General features: G+C 55.5%; 17 protein-coding genes. 9 read left to right on the forward strand and 8 right to left on the reverse strand.

From position 1 onward, the window contains the following. The first annotated feature begins 18 nt into the window (after window positions 1–18). From ACZ9IM_RS25770 to ACZ9IM_RS25780, 3 genes are all read left to right on the forward strand, one after another. Entirely contained in the window at window positions 19–759 is a 741-nt protein-coding gene (locus tag ACZ9IM_RS25770; RefSeq protein ID WP_476225323.1) for a nitroreductase, read from the forward strand. After that, window positions 756–2,408 (forward strand): AMP-binding protein, encoded by a 1,653-nt coding sequence (locus ACZ9IM_RS25775; RefSeq protein WP_476225324.1) that lies wholly within the window; start codon window positions 756–758, stop codon window positions 2,406–2,408. Before ACZ9IM_RS25770 ends, ACZ9IM_RS25775 begins: the two co-directional genes overlap by 4 nt. 123 nt (window positions 2,409–2,531) lie before the next feature. Further along, on the forward strand, window positions 2,532–3,794 hold the full coding sequence (locus ACZ9IM_RS25780; protein ID WP_256348622.1) for an OprD family porin: 1,263 nt from the start codon (window positions 2,532–2,534) through the stop codon (window positions 3,792–3,794). Window positions 3,795–4,001: 207 nt separating this feature from the next. Here ACZ9IM_RS25780 and ACZ9IM_RS25785 read toward each other — a convergent pair whose 3' ends face one another. Together ACZ9IM_RS25785 and ACZ9IM_RS25790 are read right to left on the reverse strand one after the other, a co-directional pair. Then, a complete protein-coding gene (locus ACZ9IM_RS25785; protein WP_476225325.1) occupies window positions 4,002–4,988 on the reverse strand; it encodes a lipase family protein in 987 nt (328 codons plus the stop codon). 651 nt (window positions 4,989–5,639) lie between these two features. Beyond that, entirely contained in the window at window positions 5,640–6,758 is a 1,119-nt protein-coding gene (locus tag ACZ9IM_RS25790; protein WP_476225326.1) for an NADH:flavin oxidoreductase, read from the reverse strand. 102 nt (window positions 6,759–6,860) lie between these two features. Between ACZ9IM_RS25790 and ACZ9IM_RS25795 the strand changes: the two genes are divergently transcribed. After that, the gene (locus ACZ9IM_RS25795) at window positions 6,861–7,235 is read left to right on the forward strand and encodes a winged helix-turn-helix transcriptional regulator (protein ID WP_008074797.1); all 375 of its coding nucleotides are present in this window, start codon (window positions 6,861–6,863) and stop codon (window positions 7,233–7,235) included. A 58-nt stretch (window positions 7,236–7,293) separates the two neighbouring features. Here ACZ9IM_RS25795 and ACZ9IM_RS25800 read toward each other — a convergent pair whose 3' ends face one another. The 6 genes from ACZ9IM_RS25800 to ACZ9IM_RS25825 all read right to left on the reverse strand — a co-directional run bounded on the left by ACZ9IM_RS25800 (window position 7,294) and on the right by ACZ9IM_RS25825 (window position 13,565). After that, entirely contained in the window at window positions 7,294–8,589 is a 1,296-nt protein-coding gene (locus ACZ9IM_RS25800) for an OprD family porin (RefSeq protein WP_476225328.1), read from the reverse strand. Between the two features lie 283 nt (window positions 8,590–8,872). Further along, window positions 8,873–9,568: a DUF4286 family protein gene (locus ACZ9IM_RS25805; RefSeq protein WP_183679769.1), complete on the reverse strand. Its 696-nt coding sequence runs from the start codon at window positions 9,566–9,568 to the stop codon at window positions 8,873–8,875. Between the two features lie 21 nt (window positions 9,569–9,589). Further along, window positions 9,590–10,483: a fumarylacetoacetate hydrolase family protein gene (locus ACZ9IM_RS25810; RefSeq protein ID WP_192343115.1), complete on the reverse strand. Its 894-nt coding sequence runs from the start codon at window positions 10,481–10,483 to the stop codon at window positions 9,590–9,592. A 3-nt stretch (window positions 10,484–10,486) separates the two neighbouring features. Then, window positions 10,487–11,293, reverse strand: a complete 807-nt coding sequence (locus tag ACZ9IM_RS25815) for a 2-keto-4-pentenoate hydratase (RefSeq protein WP_218396149.1) — start codon at window positions 11,291–11,293, stop codon at window positions 10,487–10,489. Continuing rightward, window positions 11,290–12,096 carry an IclR family transcriptional regulator gene (locus tag ACZ9IM_RS25820; protein ID WP_192343113.1) on the reverse strand — a complete coding sequence of 269 codons (807 nt, stop codon included), beginning with the start codon at window positions 12,094–12,096 and terminating at the stop codon, window positions 11,290–11,292. The genes ACZ9IM_RS25815 and ACZ9IM_RS25820 overlap by 4 nt, the downstream gene beginning before the upstream one ends. A 290-nt stretch (window positions 12,097–12,386) precedes the next feature. After that, window positions 12,387–13,565, reverse strand: a complete 1,179-nt coding sequence (locus ACZ9IM_RS25825; protein WP_476225330.1) for a fumarylacetoacetate hydrolase family protein — start codon at window positions 13,563–13,565, stop codon at window positions 12,387–12,389. 120 nt (window positions 13,566–13,685) lie between these two features. On the opposite strand from ACZ9IM_RS25825, the gene ACZ9IM_RS25830 reads away from it, so the two are divergent. The 5 genes from ACZ9IM_RS25830 (at window position 13,686) to ACZ9IM_RS25850 (ending at window position 20,885) form a co-directional block, all read left to right on the forward strand. Continuing rightward, a complete protein-coding gene (locus tag ACZ9IM_RS25830; RefSeq protein WP_008073855.1) occupies window positions 13,686–14,672 on the forward strand; it encodes a LysR family transcriptional regulator in 987 nt (328 codons plus the stop codon). 123 nt (window positions 14,673–14,795) lie between these two features. After that, window positions 14,796–16,343: a UxaA family hydrolase gene (locus tag ACZ9IM_RS25835; protein ID WP_008073854.1), complete on the forward strand. Its 1,548-nt coding sequence runs from the start codon at window positions 14,796–14,798 to the stop codon at window positions 16,341–16,343. A gap of 62 nt (window positions 16,344–16,405) precedes the next feature. Continuing rightward, window positions 16,406–17,986, forward strand: a complete 1,581-nt coding sequence (locus ACZ9IM_RS25840; protein WP_476225331.1) for an aldehyde dehydrogenase (NADP(+)) — start codon at window positions 16,406–16,408, stop codon at window positions 17,984–17,986. A gap of 421 nt (window positions 17,987–18,407) precedes the next feature. Further along, a complete protein-coding gene (locus ACZ9IM_RS25845; RefSeq protein WP_008073852.1) occupies window positions 18,408–19,841 on the forward strand; it encodes an MFS transporter in 1,434 nt (477 codons plus the stop codon). Window positions 19,842–19,958: 117 nt separating this feature from the next. Further along, complete coding sequence (locus tag ACZ9IM_RS25850) at window positions 19,959–20,885, forward strand: shikimate dehydrogenase family protein (RefSeq protein ID WP_202949517.1); 927 nt, start codon at window positions 19,959–19,961, stop codon at window positions 20,883–20,885. The last annotated feature ends 56 nt before the right edge of the window (window positions 20,886–20,941 follow it).

The following is a 20,941-nucleotide window of genomic DNA, read 5'->3' on the forward strand; positions in this document are numbered from 1 at the left end:
CGTTAAAGGATATGTACCTTGAATCGCTTGTCACTACCACCACTGTCAGCGCAAGAGCTTAAGCGCACGGTCGACTGGGCAATCGCCTCACGCCGCAGCGTCAGAGCCTTTCTCCCGACAGCTGTGCCCCATGAGGAAATTGAAGCGATTCTAGACATCGCTCGCTTCAGTGCCTCGGGTGTGAACATGCAGCCATGGCGCGTTCACGTCGTAACCGGTGACGCAAAAAATCGGCTGTCGACGGCAATCGCCGCTATCGACAACGATCCGCAGCTCAGTAGCGACCTGCAAGATCCTTACGAATACTACCCACGCGAGTGGGTCACGCCCTATGTTGATCGCAGGCGTAAGGTGGGTTGGGATCTCTATGGGCTGCTGGGGATTGCCAAAGGTGAAAAGCAACGCATGCACCAACAGCACGGGCGCAACTACAGATTCTTCGATGCCCCGGTTGGCCTGCTGTTTACGTTGGACAAAGTGCTTGAGCAAGGCAGCCTCCTGGATTACGGCATGTTCCTGCAAAGCGTCATGCTGGCTGCACGTGGCCGAGGCTTGCACACGTGTCCGCAGGCTGCATTTCTCAAATACCACAATGTCATTTCAGACACTCTGAACATCCCGGCCGAGCAAATGCTGGTGTGTGGCATGAGTCTTGGTTATGCCGATCCCGTGGCTATTGAAAACACGCTGGTAACGGCGCGGGAGCCAGTCAGTGCTTTCGCAGTTTTTCACCATAATAATAAGGAGACCTGCCCATGATTAGTGGCGCATACGCAAGTGGACTCGATCAAAGCCCGGCAAACCATGTCCCGCTCACCCCACTTGGATTCCTGGACCGAGCCGCACTGGTACATCCTGACCGGGTGGCCATTATCCACGGAGAATTGCAACGCACCTGGGCACAAACACGCGAGCGTTGTTACCGACTTGCATCATCGCTGGTAGGCCGAGGCATCCAGCTCGGCGATACCGTGTCCATCCTCTCACCCAACACGCCAGCGATGGTCGAAGCGCATTTCGGGATTCCGTTATCGGGTGCCACCCTCAATACAATTAACCATCGCCTGGATGCCGATGGCATTGCATTTATTCTGCGTCACAGTGAATGCAAATTGCTGCTGGTCGATTGCGAATACATGGCCGTTGCGTCTGCGGCACTGGAGCAGCTCGAACTCCGTCCGGCACTCATCATGATTCGCGATCATCTAGCCACGGTATGTGTCGATGCAGATGCCCCAGACTATGAAGCACTACTCGCCGAAGGTGACCCGCAGTTCAAGGGGGTATGGCCCACCACTGAGTGGCTGCCTATTGCCCTCAACTACACCTCGGGCACTACGGGAGACCCAAAAGGTGTGGTGGTCAGTCACCGAGGCACTTACCTGATGAGCCTGCTGCAAATGACCAGTTGGTCGCTTCCACCGGCACCTCGGTACCTATGGACGCTGCCAATGTTTCACGCCAACGGATGGTGCTTCACCTGGGCAATTGCGGCGGCAGCAGGGACACATATTTGCTTGCGTAAGGTATCTGCAGAAAACGTCTTCGATGCCATTTCCAGGCATAAGGCTGACCATTTTTGTGCAGCCCCAACCGTGATGGCCATGATTGCCAATGCGCCGAAACCACCAGTGCTCTCGCACTCGGTTCGCGTACTGACAGCTGGCTCTCCACCACCTGCGACAGTGCTGGACGCAGTGGTGTCGATGGGTTTCCAGGTTGATCACGTGTACGGCATCACTGAAGTGGCAGGTACGCCTATCAGCTGCGTTTGGCAGGACGGCTGGGATGAACTCAGCGCACCAGAAAAAGCCAGAATGCGTGTTCGACAAGGTTCGCGTGCTGCGGCGTTCGAAGGTTTGATGGTTGCCGACTCGGAAACATTAGCGCCCGTACCCCATGATGGCCAGACCACAGGTGAACTGCTGCTGCGTGGCAATACCGTGATGATGGGCTACCTGAAAAACGAGGCAGCGACGCAGAAGGCATTCGAAGGCGGTTGGTTCCATACCGGCGATGTAGCGGTGGTTCATCCCAACGGCTACATGCAGATCACCGACCGCTGCAAGGACGTCATCATCTCCGGTGGAGAAAACATATCCTCCGTAGAAATCGAAGACATCCTCCATGGTCATACGTCGGTACTTCATGCAGCCGTGGTGGCACAGCCGGACGATAAATGGGGTGAAGTGCCCTGCGCGTTCATCGAGCTGAAAAGTGAATCTCAACAACCTACCGAGGCTGAGCTCATCGCGTATTGCCAGTCACGTTTGGCCCGCTACAAGTGCCCAAGCCGAGTGATATTCATGGAGCTTCCTAAAACGGCCACTGGAAAAATCCAGAAGTTCATTCTTCGCCAACAAGCGGGTAGTCGGGAAGCCATCGTACGACTGGCTTCAAGCGGCTGACACTCCCTCGGCCACACTTCACTTTATAAAAGACTATCAACATGCGGAGCGCGGGCGCGTAGCTCCCTTAGGGAGTTGCGCGCGTTGCAATCACCAAAAACAACAACAAATGGTGCATTAGAGATGGCAAAAAAACGTATGACGTCGGTCTCGACAATCCTGTTCACTTGCGCGGCTCCAAACGCCTTCGCGGACTTTATCAAGGACACACAGACAAGCCTTGAATTGCGTAACTTCTACTACAACCGTGACTTTCGCAACGATGGGGCCAAACAATCCAAACGCGATGAATGGGCTCAAGGCTTTATCTTGAATGTGCAGTCCGGCTTCACTGAGGGCACGCTTGGGTTTGGCGTCGATGCGCTCGGTCTGCTGGGGGTCAAATTGGACTCCAGCCCGGACCGAACCGGCTCGGGCCTATTGGCCTATGATTCACAGCGCAATGTAGATAACGAGTACAGCAAATTCATTCCAACCGCCAAGGCTCGCCTTGGTCGCAGCGAGATACGCATTGGTGGTCTCAACCCGGTACTCCCACTGCTGTCCAGCAATAACAGCCGCCTGCTCCCACAAGTGTTTCGCGGTGGAATGCTGGTGTCCAAAGACCTGGAGCCTGTAACCTTCAGCGCGTTACGAATTAACGCAGTGAAACAGCGAAACTCAACGGACTTTGAGTCACTGACGGCTTTTGGGTACAAACCGGTAAAGGCCGATCACTACACCTATCTCGCACTCGATTACAAACCCTTGCCACAACTCTCACTCAGCTATCACGTGGCTGAACTGGAAGATCTCTACCGCTCGAATTTTTTCGGTCTGAAGTTTGAAAGAGCACTTGGCTCCGGAGCAGTAATCTCCGACGTCCGATATTTTTCTGCCAGCGAAACAGGGGATGAAGGTATAGGTGATGTGAACAACCGCACCCTCAGCTCGATGCTTTCTTATCGCCAGAGCGGCCACACCTTCGGCGCAGGTTTTCAGAAAGCCTGGGGGGATACATCGTTCGCCATGATCAATGGCGCCGACACGTATCTGTTCGCTGAGTCGTTGGTCAGCACATTCACAGCCCCCCAAGAACGCGTCTGGATCGCACGCTACGATTTCGACTTCGCAGCGGCAGGGCTACCTGGACTTACCCTGGGTTTGAAATACGCAAAAGGTGGAGATGTAGATCCCACCCTTTTGGGCTCAGCCCAAGCAGCGTCTCTACGATCGGAGGGAAAAGATGGCAAGGAATGGGAACGCGTTACCGATATTACTTACACAATACAAAGCGGCCCGTTCAAGAATGTGTCGGCACAATGGCGAAACTCGACAAATCGCTCCACCTACGCCGATAGCGCCAATGAAAATCGACTGATATTTCGGTACACGTTCAAATTTTGAATGATGAAATCGGTCGATGACCGTGGCGCCAGCATTTAACTGGTCAATCCGAAAACCAAGTGAGCGCAGGATGAATTCACCATCCACATCGCGTCTGCTTAAGCACCGTTGCGAGTAATAGGTTTACGGATAAACGGGTTGCAGTTAAGGCTTCTCAAAGAAATGCCCTAACTACAACCCGAACGTCTGGACGACGAGACTATCTCACTAGCTGCCGAACGGCGGCATCGGTATATCGCCGGGCTGCAGGCCCAACAGTGTCATGTACTCATAGACGTGCTGATAGCCGGATTGAGACTCGTAGCTTGTGCAGTCGGATTGAAGTTTCCCACAGAGCCGCAGCTCCATGTTCGCGCTGCCCATTCCCCATTGCGTATAGTTCAGGTTGTTATTCACAACCTTGTCTATGCAGGAACAAACCATGTTCCTCGTGTTTTCTTTGGGATCGTGCTCATAAAGGGTCAGGGAGTCATCGAGAGAAGTTGCACACCACGCCATCGGAACAACATCCAGCGTGTTGTAGATGCGTAGCGCATTGCCGGCCATTTGCTTATTGAAATAGCTCGCGAACAAACCATCGCCAGCCGTGGGTGCAGCAAACGTTTCACAAAATAAGTTAAAGCCCGGAAATTTGTCTTTCAGATAAAGCGCGAGCACTGACATGAGCGCACCGCCGAGGCTATGACCAACCAAACGGATGTTCGCTCCACTTTGCTGCTTCCCAAGAAAATCGCACAGTGTGCCCTGAGAACTGATAGTAGAGGCTGTGGTCAGTATCGCGTTCACACCATCCGACGTTCCCTGGGCAATACTCGCCGATCCCTGGCAGCCCGGGATTACGCTCTGCAACGGCACCATTGGAAAAATATCGAGATCGTCCACCTGATCCTTCAAAGAATCCGTGAGTGTCCCACTCGTCACCACGACGATGTCGTTCCCGCTTTTCCCGCCGGTCAGCACCACGGTGATGTGCGCCGCATACTCGCCATCCATTACCAGCGCGGGGCCCCAGGCTATGTCATAGCCGCCGCCTACCTTGGAGGCCTTCAGACGCGAAAGAATATTGTCCGTAACCTGACTCGGCGTAGGATTCTTCATGTTTTTCCAGGACTGAGAATGCAACGCCGCATTGTTGACCACGAAAGCGTGTGTAAGACTGATTTGCCTTTGCTGAAGTGAGTCTAGCGAAGTCATGACTGCTCCTTGTCTCGAAGATAAATAATTCAACGGGACCAACGAAAACTCACGGCTGCCGTCGATCCTTCTGGGCCAGCAAGACCGAGTGTAGACGCAGTTTTGGAAGCATCAACTTGATGTGCAGCCATTTGAGCAGCAGGTTGAACGGTCCTTGATTCCATCAATCCCGAAACTGCTGGTAGACCGCTGACCAGGACCCGAAGCGGGCCCGCGCTTCGTGCCAGCCTCGACGAGCAATATGAATGGAGAGGAAAGCCACGAGTTTTATACAGTCCAACTCGGCTTGCCTGCTCCGCTAGCCTAGTCGCCGATGCATTTTTCGCCGCAGCCTTGCAGCTCCAATTGGTGGATGCCCCGCGACGCACAAACATGGACGCCATGACACGGTGCCCGCCCGCGCCATGAAGAATCTAGCGCTATGTTAACTAGCGACGCTGTGCAGCCTGCGCATAAACTCCCAGGCCACACTGCAACCCAATCCTGTTTGCGCGGGTGTTGAGTGGCCTTGACATGTTCGGTCATTGAAACAGTCAGGGCGCACTCAACAACAGATTACGACTCGACCTCGCAAAATCCGAGGGCGATACCTCTGATTTCTTCAGGCTAAAACCTTTGTAACATTACACTTTCCATACTCCGTAATAAGGCTCAAACCAATTCGGCTAAAGATGCCGGATTGAAGCCCTTCAGATCCGCGTAATCGCCTTTTTCAACTTTGGCGGCCCAATCCTTGTCACTCAGCAGAACACGCCCTACAGCGATCAGATCAAACTCTTCGCGCTCCATGCGCTCGACGAGCCGATCCAAACTCGCAGGGGTTGATCCCTTGCCGGCGAAGGCATTAGTAACATCATTTTCTAGCCCAACCGAACCAACACTGATGGTCGCGGCCCCGGTTACTTTCTTCGCCCAGCCCGCGCAGTTCAGGCCGTTCTCACCGTCAATCTCGGGGAACTCAGGTTCCCAGAAGCGGCGTTGTGAGCAGTGCAGGACGTCGACACCAGCCTCGACCAATGGCAACAGCCAGTCTTCCATCACAGCTGGTGTTTCAGCGACGCGTACGCCGTAGTCCTGTTGCTTCCACTGGCTGACGCGCATGATGATCGGGAATTCAGGGCCAACAGCATGACGAACAGCAGATACGATCTCGCTGGCAAAGCGCGAGCGTTCCTTGATTGTCGGGCCGCCGTAGCGGTCGGTGCGCAGATTGGTACCAGACCAGAAAAACTGATCGATCAGATAACCATGGGCTCCGTGGATCTCAACGGTATCGAAGCCCAGTCGTTTGGCATCCGCTGCGGCCTTGGCGAACGCTGCTACCGTGTCGGCAATGTCCTCTTCACTCATCGCCACACCACGCAGGTCACCTGGCGAATCAAGGCCCGACGGGCTTTCCACTGGCGCATCTGGCTCCCAGTCGTTGATGTAACGCGTGGCACCGGTGTGCCAGATCTGCGGTGCCATGCGCCCGCCAGCGTTGTGGACCGCATCGATCACGTTTTTCCACCCAGCCAGCGCCGCTTCGCCGTGAAAAAAAGGTATGCCAGAGTCATTACGCGATGCTGGGCGATCAATCACGGTGCCTTCCGACAAAATCAGCCCGACACCTCCCTCTGCCCGCCGCCGGTAATAGGCAGCGCTCGCTTCACCCGGGACGCCTTCGGGTGAGAGCAGACGCGTCATCGGCGCCATGACAATCCGGTTTTTCAGTTCAAGCGAGCGGATGGAAAGAGGACGAAATAAAACGCTGGTATCAAGCTTTGACATTGGATGGACTCCATTTGCTTTTGGAAGTCACATAAGTATATTTTGTAGACCTAATGTCAATTAGGCACCTAGAGTCGCCTAGGTATACATGAGGAAACTTCGATGCTGGAATTAAAGCCGCAATGTTTTTCGTCAGACTGCCCAAGCCGGGCGCTGTTCGACCAAATCGCAGATAAGTGGTCGATGATGGTTCTGGCGGTGCTTGATGATGGGCCGCATCGCTTCAATGCCATCAGGCGTCGCCTGGAGGGCGTCACTCAGAAGGCACTTACACAGTCCCTGCGGCGGTTGGAACGAAATGGTCTCGTCTCGCGCCAGATCATTTCGTTCTCGCCCGTGGCAGTGCAGTATGAGATCACCCCACTTGGTCTAACACTGCAGCAGCCATTTCGCGAATTGCATAAATGGACGCTCGACAAATTGCCTGAGGTTGAAGCTGCCCGGTTGAAGTTTGATGAGGCCGCGGAGGGAAGCTGACGATGCGAGTCTTTTTATTGACTCGCCGCCACTGCCACCCTGCAACGCAGAATATTCGTCACAATAACGATATAGGATAATTAATAAAAATCCGGTTTTCATCAAACTCATTGGTACTGAAATCCCTGCGAACACTCGAATTTCGCCATTTAAAGCTGAGATTTTTCAGCGCGCCGGACTGCACGACGTAGGCCAATTCCGATTCTCGGCCCCATTCTTTGCCATCTGTGATCGAACCTGTGTGGACATTATCACCACTGATATATCGGTTCATTAATGTCAGTCCCGGGATACCGAGCACCACGAAGTTGAAGTCATGGCGCACTTGCCAGGACTTTTCTTTGGCGTTGTCATAGCTGGCGTTGTAGCTGTCGTTGGCCAGGGTGCCGCCACTGCTGCCGTTAACGCGCATCCACGCGCTGTCGCCGGTGAGTTTTTGCAGGCCGACATAGAAGGTGTTGCCGCCGTATTTGGCCGATAGCAAGGCGAAGGAGGTTTTGTTGTCCAAGTCGCCGGCCAGGGCACTGCCGTCTTCCTTGCCGTTGAAGAAACCGAGGTTGGCCCCCAGGGTCCAGTCGCCCACGGGCTGGCTGTGGGTGAGGTTGACGTATTGTTGCTGGTAGATGTCGGTGAGCTCGGCGTACCACAGGCCGACCTGGGTGCGCTTGTCGTTGAAGCTGTATTCGCCGCCGCCGAAGTTGAAGCGGTCGGAGGTGAACGCGGCTTTGCCGTTCATGAACATGTCTTCCATGCTCGCGTCGTTGCGTGGGCTGTTGCTACGGAACTGGCCGCCATAGAGGGTCAGGCCGGCGATCTCGTTGGAGGTCACCTGGCCGCCGCGAAAAGTCTGCGGCAGCGAGCGGCCATCGTCGGAGCGCAGAATCGGCAGCACGGGCATCCATTCACCCACTTTCAACTCGGTTTTTGAAAGTTTGGTTTTCAGCGCTACCCCGAGGCGGCCGAAATTATCGGCTGGTCGGCCGTCGTCGTGGATCGGCAACAGTTGGGTACCGCCGGTGCCTTTGCCACCATCAAGCTTTTGAGAATAAAGACCCAATACATCAACACCGAATCCTATCGGCCCGCCGGTATAACCAGAGCGAGCGTCAAGGATGAAGCTCTGTGTCCACTCCTCGGCTTTGTTCTGTGGTGTGGCGCTGTTGGGATAGGCCGGATTGATGAAGTTACGATTGATGTAAGCGTTGCGCAAATTGAGGGTGGTCTTAGCGCCATCGACAAAGCCACTACTCTGATCGGCTTGAACAGCCACTGACGACCCTGCGCAGACCACAAGAGTCAGACTGATCAGAGATTGATGTGCAGGCACGCTGCGGGAAATAACAGGGTAGCGCATGATGTTTTCTCACAATGAGTTATTATTGTTTTTGTTGCGATTTTTAGCTCGTGACAACGCATGCACAGACAACTCGAAGAGCTAACTTCCGAGCGACTGCGGAGTTCCCTTATCTGTATTGTAATAACCCTTATTGAGCAACTTGATAATTGGTTAATATCACCTTAAGCAAAACCCGAGCGTGCGCAGATGCGAGCCTGACTCAATGCCTGTATTGGCACGCTCGTGGGGAATTGCGTAATAACAATGACTGGAAGTTAAAACGTGCTCTAACGCCCGGCGATCAACCCGCACTCCCCGGCGTTTTGCAACGTGTGTATTCCAATTGATAAAGCGTGGTTTCTGGTCCCATCGATTGCCCCTCCAACAGCCGTTGCAGCTCGGCTACAAAAGACTCGCCGGCGACGCGAACGTAGTCAGGCGCACAACCTTCGATCATGACGATCCAGGCCGGTATCTGGGTCCCTTCGGAACGGGCCTTTTTCTCTGCGGTTTCAACTTTGCTCACGGCCTCATCAGCCACACACAAATGCACGCCGGTAATACCTTGTTTATCCGCAAGGGGAGGAAGCACGCGTTGGCGCAATGCGTCTGAAACCGATTTATGTCGCCCTTCGACAACATCGAAACGGACGGTTAACAAATACGCGCCCTGCCCTACACCGCTGGTGTAAGTGACCTCGCAGATGGATCGCGCGACGTTGCGATAGGACTGCACCGACTGTTGGGTCCAGGCCGTCGGACTGTTGAGACGCGACAAATAGTCCTGTCCTCCCAACACCTGCACAGTGTCAGCCTCATAGAGGTTGAAATAGGTTGGCCCTGCATCCAAAGCGATGTATCGGCGTCCCCGCAAAAAACCCGGAATGCCGGCCCGCTCAGGCATGTGTTCACGGTTATGCCACTCATAGAACTCATCCCGCGCTTCGGGCAAAAGATCGTGCCAGATTGCGACTACACCTGTTCCAGCAAAGCTCATAGCGTTTTCCTCTAGTGATAGTCAGTCAACATTGGGATGGCGACCGGCGACCCATGCAGCCCCCATTTCAGCAACGTACGGAACCACGGTCTGAAATTGTTCACCCAGGCCTTGGCCACCGACCCGCATGGTGTCACCCGCCTTGAGGAATACCGGCGGCTTCTGCCCGAGCCCCACACCTGGTGGCGTACCTGTAATGATGACGTCACCCGGCATTAGCGGCATGAAGCGACTGAGGTACGCGACAATATGTGCAACGCTGAAAATCATCGTGCGGGTATTGCCGGTCTGAAGACGTTTGCCGTTCACGTCGAGCCAAAGGTCAATTGCCTGCGGGTCGGCAATTTCGTCACGGGTGACCAGCCAAGGCCCCAGAGGTGCGAAAGAAAAACCGCTTTTCCCCTTGGTCCACTGACCTTCGTATTCAAGCTGATAAGCCCGCTCGGAAACATCATTGGCCAGGCAATAACCGGCAATGTGATCCAAAGCCTGCGACTCATCGATCTGCCAGGCAGGCGTACCAATGACGATGGCCAGTTCGACTTCCCAATCAAGCTTCTGAGCCCCCGTTGGTAAAATGACCGGGTCATTGGGTCCGCTGATGGACGCGGTGTGTTTGTTGAAGACCACCGGCTGGCTCGGGATAGGTGTATTCGTTTCAGCCGCGTGATCGGAGTAGTTCAGGCCGATGCAAATCAGGTTCGGTACGCTGCCTACGCATGGACCAAGACGTGTGCCAGGCGCCACCACCGGCAGCTTTTCAACGTCAACAGCACGCAGTTTTTCCAGCACTGTCGGGCTCAGGGCCGACGCATCGATGTCGTCGACAATGCCCGAAAGGTCTCGCACGATCCCTTGCGAATCCAAAACTCCCGGCTGTTCCTGCCCCGGTAAACCAAAACGAACTAAGCGCATTTGTTACTCCTCCTGCGTTGAGAAATGGACAGACAATGAGCCTGCTTCGCCGAACTGGACATGCAGTGGCTGGTTAACGGGCACATCGAGAACACCTGCATAGGACCCGGTGATAATCACCTGCCCTGCTTGCAGCCCTATCCCTTGTGTAGACAGAAAATTGGCCAGCCAGACGATCGGCAACAACGGATCCCCGTCCGGATGGCGGCCCTTGATATTCAGAGGCTCCGACGTTGCATCGCTCAGGGTGATATCCAGTTCAGAGGGCATGCTGGCAGGGTTCGACAGCGTGATTGGCGCCCCCAGTACCAGGCCATGATTGAATAGACCGTCCGCGAGCAATTGCTCGAACGGCAGTGTGTGTGGATCGGTGTAACGGCAGTCGATCACTTCCAATGCCAAGTGCACGGCGCTGATCGCAGCAGCGATCTGTTCAGTGGAATAAGGCTCGACACGAGCCGGCAAATCATGGGCCAGGACGCACGCCAGTTCAGGCTCGATGCGCGCCTTATCGGCGTCGGCGGCCAGTCGGTAACGTTCGCCTTTTACAATGCTGTCGCTGTAGATCGGGGCAACGATCCACTTGCCAGCCGGGGGTAAGGCACACTTCCATCCCCCCACGGTTTTTCCAGCCAATGGCCCCACATGCTGCTGGATGGCAAAACCTTGTACGAGGCTGCTTGGCAGGTTCGGGCCTGGCAAGGATGCCAGCCGAACACCCTCTAGCCGTGCACGGACCAGAGCGGCAGCGGCAGCGGCAACTTGCAACCCTGACCCCGCCTCGGCCAATTCAGGTGCGAGCTGGCTCATACGTTCTCCGAATGCACGCTGTTCTGGCGCGGCCAAACCGTACCCAGCTTGTTGGCTGCATCTTCCAGCAGAGCATGCAATTCGTCATAACGTTCAGGCTGCATGCGCAAGACCGGGCCGGCGATACTCATCGTGCCGACCACAGTGCCGGACGGAACCAGCTTGACCGGTACGGCAATCGCCCAAACACCCGCCTCGGCTTCTTCAATGACCAAGCCATACCCGCGCTTTCGAGTCAGCGCTAGCTCGGCCAACAAACCTTCGATGCTGTTGATCGCTTTCGGCCCCTGCCCCATCCCGGCTTCAGCTTTCCCCAATCCGCTACGCAGCGCATGTTCAATGGCCAGTTCATCAGGCATTGAAGCCAGCCAGGCTTTGCCATTGGCGGTGGCGTAGAGATTGATCGGCTGATCCATGGCCGGCGAATACATAAGCCCCGGCGCAGCACCTTGGGCCGAAGACAGCCACGACAAGGTGCCCTCGTTGACCACCGTCAACCGCACCAACTCATGGCACTGAACAGCCACTTGCTCAAGGATCGGCTGGACCAATTCGGGCAAGCCAATCCCATGTAAATAGCGCTGCCCCAACAGTGCAAGCTTCAGAGTCAAGCGGTATTGCGAGGTGGCTTCATCCTGCTCTGCCCACCCTTGCTCGACTAACTGAGCAAGCACTCGATGAGCGGGCCCCTTTTCCAAGCCCAGCTCGGCTGCGATATCAGACATCCGCATCCAGCGAGCTTCACGTGCCAGCAGCTCAATAGCCTCCAGACAACGGTCAACAGCACCTTTGACGACTCTCATATTTTTCTCGACTTATCTTTGACAATGAGGTGAATGTGAGCAACATTGTTCGTACTGGAACGACGTTCCAATAGTATGCAGGCGCCACCCGATAAGTCAAACCTGCTTGTACCTGATCGGCCTTATCGAGACGGAGCAGGCCACGCAGCTGGGTCTCCAGGATGTGGAAACGCCTGACGGATATAAAAAACCGAACCCTTCGGATTCGGCTCTTTTATCAACAGACGTGCACCTGTGTTTGTTCAATCTTTGCGGAAGAACGCCCAATGCATCTCACCCCCCTGCCTTACTTACAAAAGCCCGCGGGCAGCAAGATTGTGCATCATCGCTCGCAAGCCGAAAGTCCAGGGCGCAGCCTCATGGCTGTAGGTGACTGTGTTGCGCAGCGTGCCCAGCAACGGGCTTCCTATGCTGACTTCATCCCCCTGCTTATGCGTAAAGCCGCTTCCCGGCGCCTCACGATCTTGGGTAGGCGCAAACAAGGTCCCGAGAAAAAGCATGAAGCCATCAGGGTATTGGTGGTCGCCGCCGACAGTCTGGGTCACGAGATCCAACGGGTCACGGCTGATCAGTGCCATGGAGCTGCTGCCTTTAAGGATGAAGCCGTCGTCGCCCTGAACTTGCAAATCCACGACGCAGTTGCGCACGTCATCGAGGGTAAACGTTTCATCGAACAGACGAATGAACGGGCCGATCGCACAGGACGCATTGTTGTCCTTGGCCTTGCTCAACAGCAGTGCGCTGCGGCCTTCAAAATCACGCAAATTGACGTCATTGCCCAAGGTGACGCCATGCACTTGGCCTCGACTGTTTACCGCGAGCACGATTTCCGGCTCTGGATTGTTCCATTCAGACTTGTGATGAATTCCGATTTCGCAGCCACTGCCCACTGCGGCCAGAACCGGTGCCTTCGTGAAGATCTCCGCGTCCGGGCCGATACCGACCTCCAGGTATTGCGACCACATGCCCTGCTTGATCAGCACAGCTTTAAGGCGCATCGCTTCTGGCGAGCCCGGTTTGATTGCCCGCAAGTTATCGCCTATCGCTTCTTGCACCAAGCGGCGAACACTTTCAGCTTTGGCAGCATCACCTCGGGCCTGCTCCTCGATTACCCGCTCAATCATGCTGGACGCGAAGGTCACCCCAGCCGCCTTGATGACTTGCAAATCCGCTGGGGGCAACAGAGATGCCTTGCCGGGATCGGAATGGTTGCCGGTGTTCCAAAGCAGCTCCTCGACGGTCCCGATGTACCTGCCAGGCGCCTGACGAACAGCCAACAGCGGCGAGGCGTGTTCCAGCAGTTCGCTTATTGTCGAAAAGACTTCAGAAAGGTCAAACACACCGTCCTCACGCAGCAGCACCGGCGAGGGGCCTGCAATCGCACCCGGAATCCAGGCGCGGCCGATCAGCGTTCCGGCCAGGCCATCCACTGGCAGGGTGTTTTCGCGCGTCAGTTTCAGATTCGACATAGAGCTTCCAGATCAGTCAGCCATCAGAGCCGTAAAAGTAATGGACCGCCCCCGTAAATCCCAATGAAAGAATCTCACTAATCAATGCTGTTTCGTTATCGACAGACAAGGCCTTATCCGATGGAAAACGATCAAATTACTTTTGGCAGTGTCACCCGATGGCTGAAGATCAAACATTTGGTACTGGTCAATAGCTTGGCCAAGACCCGCAATATGCACACGACCGCAGAACAGATGAATGTTACGCAACCGGCCATCAGTAAATTGCTTCGCGATCTGGAAGTACTCCTGGGTTTCCCACTGTTTGAGCGTCAAACGCGCAACCTGGTCCTTACTGAACTAGGAGAGTTCGTGGCCCGTTATGCGCGTATTACCTTGGAAGACGCGGAATCGTTCGTCGACCAAGTCAACAAGCTGCGAAAAGGCGGGCATGGCCATTTAAAAATCGGCACCATTTTCGCAGCAACATCAGTGGTGCTGCCTGAAGCGATCGCCAGCATAAAACGCGATCGCCCCCTACTTTCTATTGAGGTGATCGAACAAACCAGTAACCAACTGCTGGAAATGCTCGAACAAAAAAAACTTGATTTGATCATCGCGCGCTTCACGAATGAGGATTGTCAGCCTTTCGAATTTACATCGCTGGGACCTGAACCCTTTTGTCTTGTCGCGAACAGCACACATCCCTTGTGCCGACTCGAGGAGGTCCCCACTGAAGCACTCAGCGAATGGCCATGGGTCATGTATCCCTTTAATACGCCGATCCGACAACGCATGGAGCGCGCTTTCACGCTGTTCAAGATCGTCCCGCCAACCAACACAGTGGAGACGATTTCCATGCAAACCTTCCTGCAGTTACTTCAGTCTGGCCCCATGCTCGCCATGCTCCCCGAGTCCATGGTCCAGTCGCAACTGCAAAACGGCCAGCTGAAAATCCTCAACACGCCCTTCAAAGTTGAGTCCCAGGATTACGGTGTGATCACTCGCAAGGATGAGCCCCTGTCAGAGCCAACGCGGATGTTTGTTGCGACCTTATTAGAGTTCGCCAGTCTGCGGCAAACGGCTACAGAGAAGAGGCACTGCAGCGACCCCAGTAAAAGTCGATGAGGCAAAGTTATCGAGCAATCGAAAGCTCTCATTAGGCAGCCATTTCTATGAATCCTATAGTGCCGGCACAAAAGTGCGGCGCTATTAGCGACCGCGCACCACCCAGCAGCCCGTGAGGATGCGATGGAACTGATCATGAAAACCGGCGCAGCAGCTGTGCTGCGCTTGAACCCGCTGGACGATGTGCTGATTGCACGCCGACCGCTACTCGCCGGGGAAATCCTTGAGCCAGAAGGCGTGACCATCCGGCAAGCGATCGTCCCGGGCCATAAAGTTGCCTCCCGGCGTATCGAAGCCGGTCAACCGGTGAGGCGCTATGGGCAAATCATTGGTTTTGCTGTTGTCGACATAGAAGCAGGCGAGCACATCCATGTGCACAACCTGGCAATGGGGGAATTCACTCGAGATTATGCTTTTAGCGTCGATGCGAAGCCCAACGTCAAGCCGAGTGAAGCCCCCTCATTCATGGGTATCGTACGCCCGGATGGACGCGTCGCGACGCGCAACTACATCGGCATTCTTACATCAGTGAATTGCTCTGCCACAGTCGCCCGGGCCATCGCAGACCATTTTCGTCGGGACATCAATCCCGCCGCACTGCAAGCGTTTCCAAACGTCGACGGTGTTGTCGCTCTCACGCATTCCGCCGGCTGCGCCGTTGATCCTGCAGGCGACGGTTTGAGCATGTTGCGCCGGACATTGGCCGGCTATGCGACCCACGCCAATTTTGCGGCCGTGTTGGTGATCGGGTTGGGCTGCGAAACGAACCAAATCGACTCATTACTCACGACACAAGGACTCACCCGTAGTAATACGCTGCGCACGTTCAACATTCAGGACAGTGGCGGTACGTCCAAGGCCATCACCAGTGGCATTGGCCATGTGAAGGAATTGCTTGGCGAGGCCAATCGGATTCAGCGTGAATCGGTCAGTGCTCGCCATCTGATCGTTGGGCTTCAGTGCGGCGGCTCGGATGGCTACTCCGGTATTACTGCCAACCCAGCGTTGGGTAATGCAGTGGATCGCCTGGTCGCCTGCGGCGGTACCGCGATTCTTTCCGAAACTCCAGAAATATACGGTGCCGAACACTTGCTGACACGGCGGGCTGTCAGCCGTGAGGTTGGTGAAAAACTTATCGCTCGAATTCATTGGTGGGAACGCTACTGCGAGCGTATGGGGGCCGAGTTGAACAATAACCCCTCTGCCGGCAACAAGGCAGGTGGCTTGACCACCATTCTGGAAAAGTCGCTGGGCGCTGTAGCAAAGGCTGGTTCGAGCAACCTGATGGATGTCTACGAATACGCCCAGACCGTCACGGCCAACGGGCTGGTTTTTATGGACACCCCTGGCTATGACCCCGTCTCCGCAACCGGTCAGGTCGCCGGTGGTGCGAACCTGATTGCGTTTACCACCGGTCGCGGATCGGCCTATGGCTGTGCCCCTGCCCCATCAATCAAGCTGGCGACCAATAGCGCCTTATGGGCTCGTCAACGAGAAGACATGGACATCAACTGCGGCGAAATAGCCGAAGACACTTTGACCATCGAGGCGTGCGGTGCAGCGATCTTTGAAACCATGCTGCGCATTGCCTCGGGCGAACGCAGCATGAGCGAACAACACGGATACGGACAAAATGAGTTCGTGCCGTGGCAGATCGGCGCCGTCACCTGATTTTCAGTCCTGGGAACGCCTTGCCCAGCCTTATCTCTTGCACATCCAATCTGGAGACAACCATGTCCCTCATTACCGGCCAGAATTTTATCGGCGGTCAGCGCAGCGCCGCCGGCAGTATCATCGTCAAGAGTGTGGATGCCGGCACGGGGGAGACCTTACCCTATGCCTTTCACCAAGCGACCCCGCAAGAAATCGAGGACGCTGCCCATGCAGCCAACAACGCCTTTTCCAGCTACCGCAGCCTGAGCGCGAGCAAACGGGCTGAATTTCTCGATGCCATTGCTGAAGAGCTAGAGGCTTTGGACGATGAGTTTATTGCACTGGTTTGCTGTGAAACAGCATTGCCTGTAGCTCGCATCCAGGGCGAACGCGCACGAACCAGTGGTCAAATGCGCCTGTTTGCAAACGTACTGCGCCGTGGTGACTTCTATGGAGCTCGCATCGACCAAGCGTTACCACTTCGCAAGCCGTTGCCACGCCCTGACCTTCGCCAGTACCGCACCGCAATCGGTCCGGTTGCTGTGTTTGGTGCCAGTAATTTTCCGTTGGCCTTCTCCACGGCCGGCGGCGATACCGCCTCGGCCCTCGCGGCGGGTTGTCCGGTAGTATTCAAAGCCCACAGCGGCCACATGGCCACTGCAGAACAGGTCGCCAACGCGATCATCCGGGCTGCCGAGCGCAGCGGCATGCCCGCCGGTGTCTTCAACATGATTTATGGCAGTGGCGTAGGCGAAGCCTTGGTAAAACACCCGCTCATCAAGGGAGTTGGTTTTACCGGTTCACTCAAAGGTGGTCGAGCATTGTGCGACATGGCCGCCGCTCGCCCCGAGCCCATCCCAGTCTTCGCCGAGATGTCGAGCATCAACCCGGTAGTGATCCTGCCCGAGGCACTCTCGCGTCGAGCCGACAGTATCGCTCACGATCTTGCCGCCTCGGTGGTTCAAGGTTGTGGGCAGTTCTGCACCAATCCCGGGCTGGTGGTTGGCATTCGTTCGGCTGCATTCAGTGCCTTTCAGAATAGCGTGGCCGCGTTGATCAGCGACCAACCTGCACAAACAATGCTCAACGCAGGCACCCTGCGTAGCTATGCGGCTGGCTTGCAGAACTTGCACGCGCACCCCGGCATCGCGCACCTGGCTGGCAGCAACCAACAGGGTCACCAGGCCCAGCCACAGTTGTTCAAGGCCGACGTAGAGTTGTTGCTTAACGGCGATAAAGTTCTTCAAGAGGAAATCTTCGGCCCCACGTCCATCTTCATCGAGGTCGCTGACCAGGCGCAACTCAACGCTGCCATCGATGCCCTTCACGGACAATTGACCGCAACCTTGATTGGCGAGCCAGAAGACCTTACGCAGTTCGTAGAGTTGACTGCTTTGCTGGAGATGAAGGTTGGCCGCATCCTCATCAATGGCTACCCAACGGGTGTCGAGGTCTGCGATTCAATGGTGCACGGCGGTCCTTATCCTGCCACTTCCGATAGCCGCGGCACCTCGGTCGGCACTTTGGCCATCGACCGCTTCCTGAGGCCAGTCTGCTTCCAAAACTACCCCGACGCGTTGCTTCCCGATGCTTTAAAGGACGCGAATCCGTTGAAAATCTCGAGGCTCGTCGACGGTGCCCTCTCGAGAGATAGCTTGTAGGTTGGCAAACATGCACGTCGGCATGCAGACGAATTGATTTCCGATTCCCTTAAGGCGCGGGCTAGTGCGCCTTAAGGTCACTCTGTACTGCTGACGCGCCAAAATTTTGCAGAGCAATCTACAACGTTAAAACCTGTCGCCGTGGTCATTGCTCTCTGTATGAGCAACAGCGGCGACAGCTTGACGCTTGGGAACCTGTTCATCCTCTAGCGCCCTATTCGCCCGAACGCACGAGCAGGCTTTGCCATGCTCGCTCGGCTGGGCGACGACGTCGGACGTATGAACTCAGCACCGCACAAACACCAGCGTCCCGCTTGATCGCCCAAGGGGACTTCTCCCTTGACAAGGCGGTAATTTCGGTAACAGAATTACTGATGGAACGTCGTTACAATAACAACAATTGAGAAACCGGAGACACGTTATGAATCAGAGCATACCGATCGACGCTCATTCCAAAAGCCAGTCAAAGAAAGCCGCAGCTAGCGGCTGGATCGGCTCGGCACTGGAGTATTACGACTTCTTTATCTATGCGACCGCGGCGGCCTTGCTGTTTCCACAGCTCTTTTTTCCGTCTGATAACCCAGCGGTCGGCATCATTGCCTCTCTGGCAAGCTTTGGTGTGGGCTATATCGCCCGGCCGATAGGCGCTGTTGTCCTAGGGCATTTGGGTGATCGCCACGGCCGTAAAACGGTTCTGGTTTACTGCATGTTCCTGATGGGCTTCTCGACGATGTGCATCGGGCTGCTGCCAACGTACCAGCAGATCGGGATCTGGGCGCCCTTGCTGCTTGTGACGTTGCGCCTGATTCAGGGTTTTGCGGTGGCCGGGGAGATCTCCTGCGCCAGCTCCATGATTCTCGAACACGCTCCGTCCGGTCGCCGTGGTTACTTCGCGAGTTTTACCCTCCAAGGGGTTCAGGCCGGGCAACTGCTCGCGGCAGCAGTTTTCTTGCCTCTCGCTCATTTTATGCCTGCGGATCAGTTCGCATCCTGGGGCTGGCGGATTCCGTTCCTGCTCAGCGTCGTTGTCGTCATCATGGGATATATCATTCGCCGCCAGGTCGACGAGACACCTGTATTTGCCAAACAAAAAAAGCAAGGCGAAGCTACTGTTCTGCCAGTTGTCGAAGTCATCCGGCAGAGCTGGGGTGATCTCTTGCGTGTGATCTGCATGGCACTTGCTGCGGTGATCGCCATTGTCGCCTCGGTATTCGGCGCCACCTATGCGGTTCAACCGGCCTATGGCATCGGTTTCCCTGCAGGCGTCTATTTGTGGATACCTCTGCTGGGTAACATGTGCGCGGTGATCCTGATCCCCTTCGTTGGTAATCTCTCAGACAAGATCGGCCGCAGGCCCCCAGTCATTATTGGCGTTCTCTGCGCAGGACTGCTCTCGTACGCGTACCTGTACGCTATCAGCGTCCACAACCTGTGGCTTTCGCTGGTTCTCTCCGTACTCATGTGGGGCGTCGCCTATCAGGGTTTCAACGGCGTATTCCCGAGCCTCTTTCCCGAATTGTTCCGTACGCGGGTGCGTGTGACCGGTATGGCCATCGGACAGAACATAGGGACCGCGATGACTGCGTTTCTCCCGGCAATCTTCGTTACTGTAGCGCCCCCCGGCTCCGAGAATATCCCACTAAAAATCGGTTCTCTTACATTAGGTATCTGTGTTATCGCTGCGATCGCGGCGTTCACTACACGTGAAACATACCGGATTCGCCTTGAAGATCTCGGCAAACGCAACGCAGTGCCTATTGCCAAAGAAGAATACGATCGTATGCGGGCCGAAGCGATGCAGGGCACAGCTCAGACAGACGCACCGAAGGATCTGGCTAGCCAACTGCGCTCGTAACGACTTTCGACGATCACACTGGTGCGACCATTAGGTTTTCGCGACCCACACAGGCCCGACGGGCAGAGCAGCATCCTGCGGTCGGCACTTGCCAATGCATAGCCATCGACGCTGTGCATGACCCAAGAAGCCGCCAGGACGCCTCTTCCCGTCAACATCAAATATCAGGCAACCATGGCCTCACATATCACAGGAACAACTCGGCTTTATGGATTGGTCGGCCATCCGCTGACGGCTGCCAAGTCTCCGCAATTATTCAACCGACTCTTTATAGAACAGCAGGCAGACGCGGTTTGTATTCCATTGGAGGTCAAGGCCGATAACCTGTCCGCGTTCGTGAAGGGTGCCAGAGCGCTGAACAATCTCGCCGGCATCCTGGTCACCATGCCTCATAAGCAAAGGATGCTGGATGTTGTCGACGAACTTCATCCGACTGCGCGTCAAGTCGGTGCAATCAACGTCATTCGTTGCGAGACAGACGGACGTTGGGTCGGCGCCGTATTCGATGGCCTCGGCTGTGTTCTTGGCATGCAATGGGAAGGCAACCATCCAGCGAACAAAAATGTTCTTTTGGTCGGTGCTGGAGGCGCAGGCAGAGCGATCGCATTTGCCGTCGCGTCGGCGGGTGCTCGATCGCTGACTATCTCCGATGTCGACGAACACCGAGCTGAGGATCTGGCGAAAGCCGTTGCTGCCGAAACAGGTTGCATCACGCATTCCGGCCCACCCGACCCACATGGCTATGAAATCGTGATCAATGCCACGCCGCTTGGCATGAGCAAAAATGATCCTATGCCTGTGGACCCCGAGCGGCTCGAGCCCGGTACCCTCGTTGTGGACATCATCAACTCGCCGGAATCGACACCGCTTTGCGATGCTGCGCGTAAACGAGGTTGTCGTACCCAGGACGGGGGCCCCATGCACAAAGGTCAGGCGTTGCTTGCACTGCGCTTCCTTGGGTTCGATTACCACCCCGATAACGTAACAGCAGTCGATGCCGAATTATTGTTGCCGCCAGCAAGAGATACCGGCCATTTGACGTAAAAGCGCTTCAGCGAAAACGGGGAAAACGACCCGTTTTCATCGAAGCGAATAAAGGG

The sequence above is a fragment of the Pseudomonas sp. TE12508 genome (genome assembly GCF_056279485.1).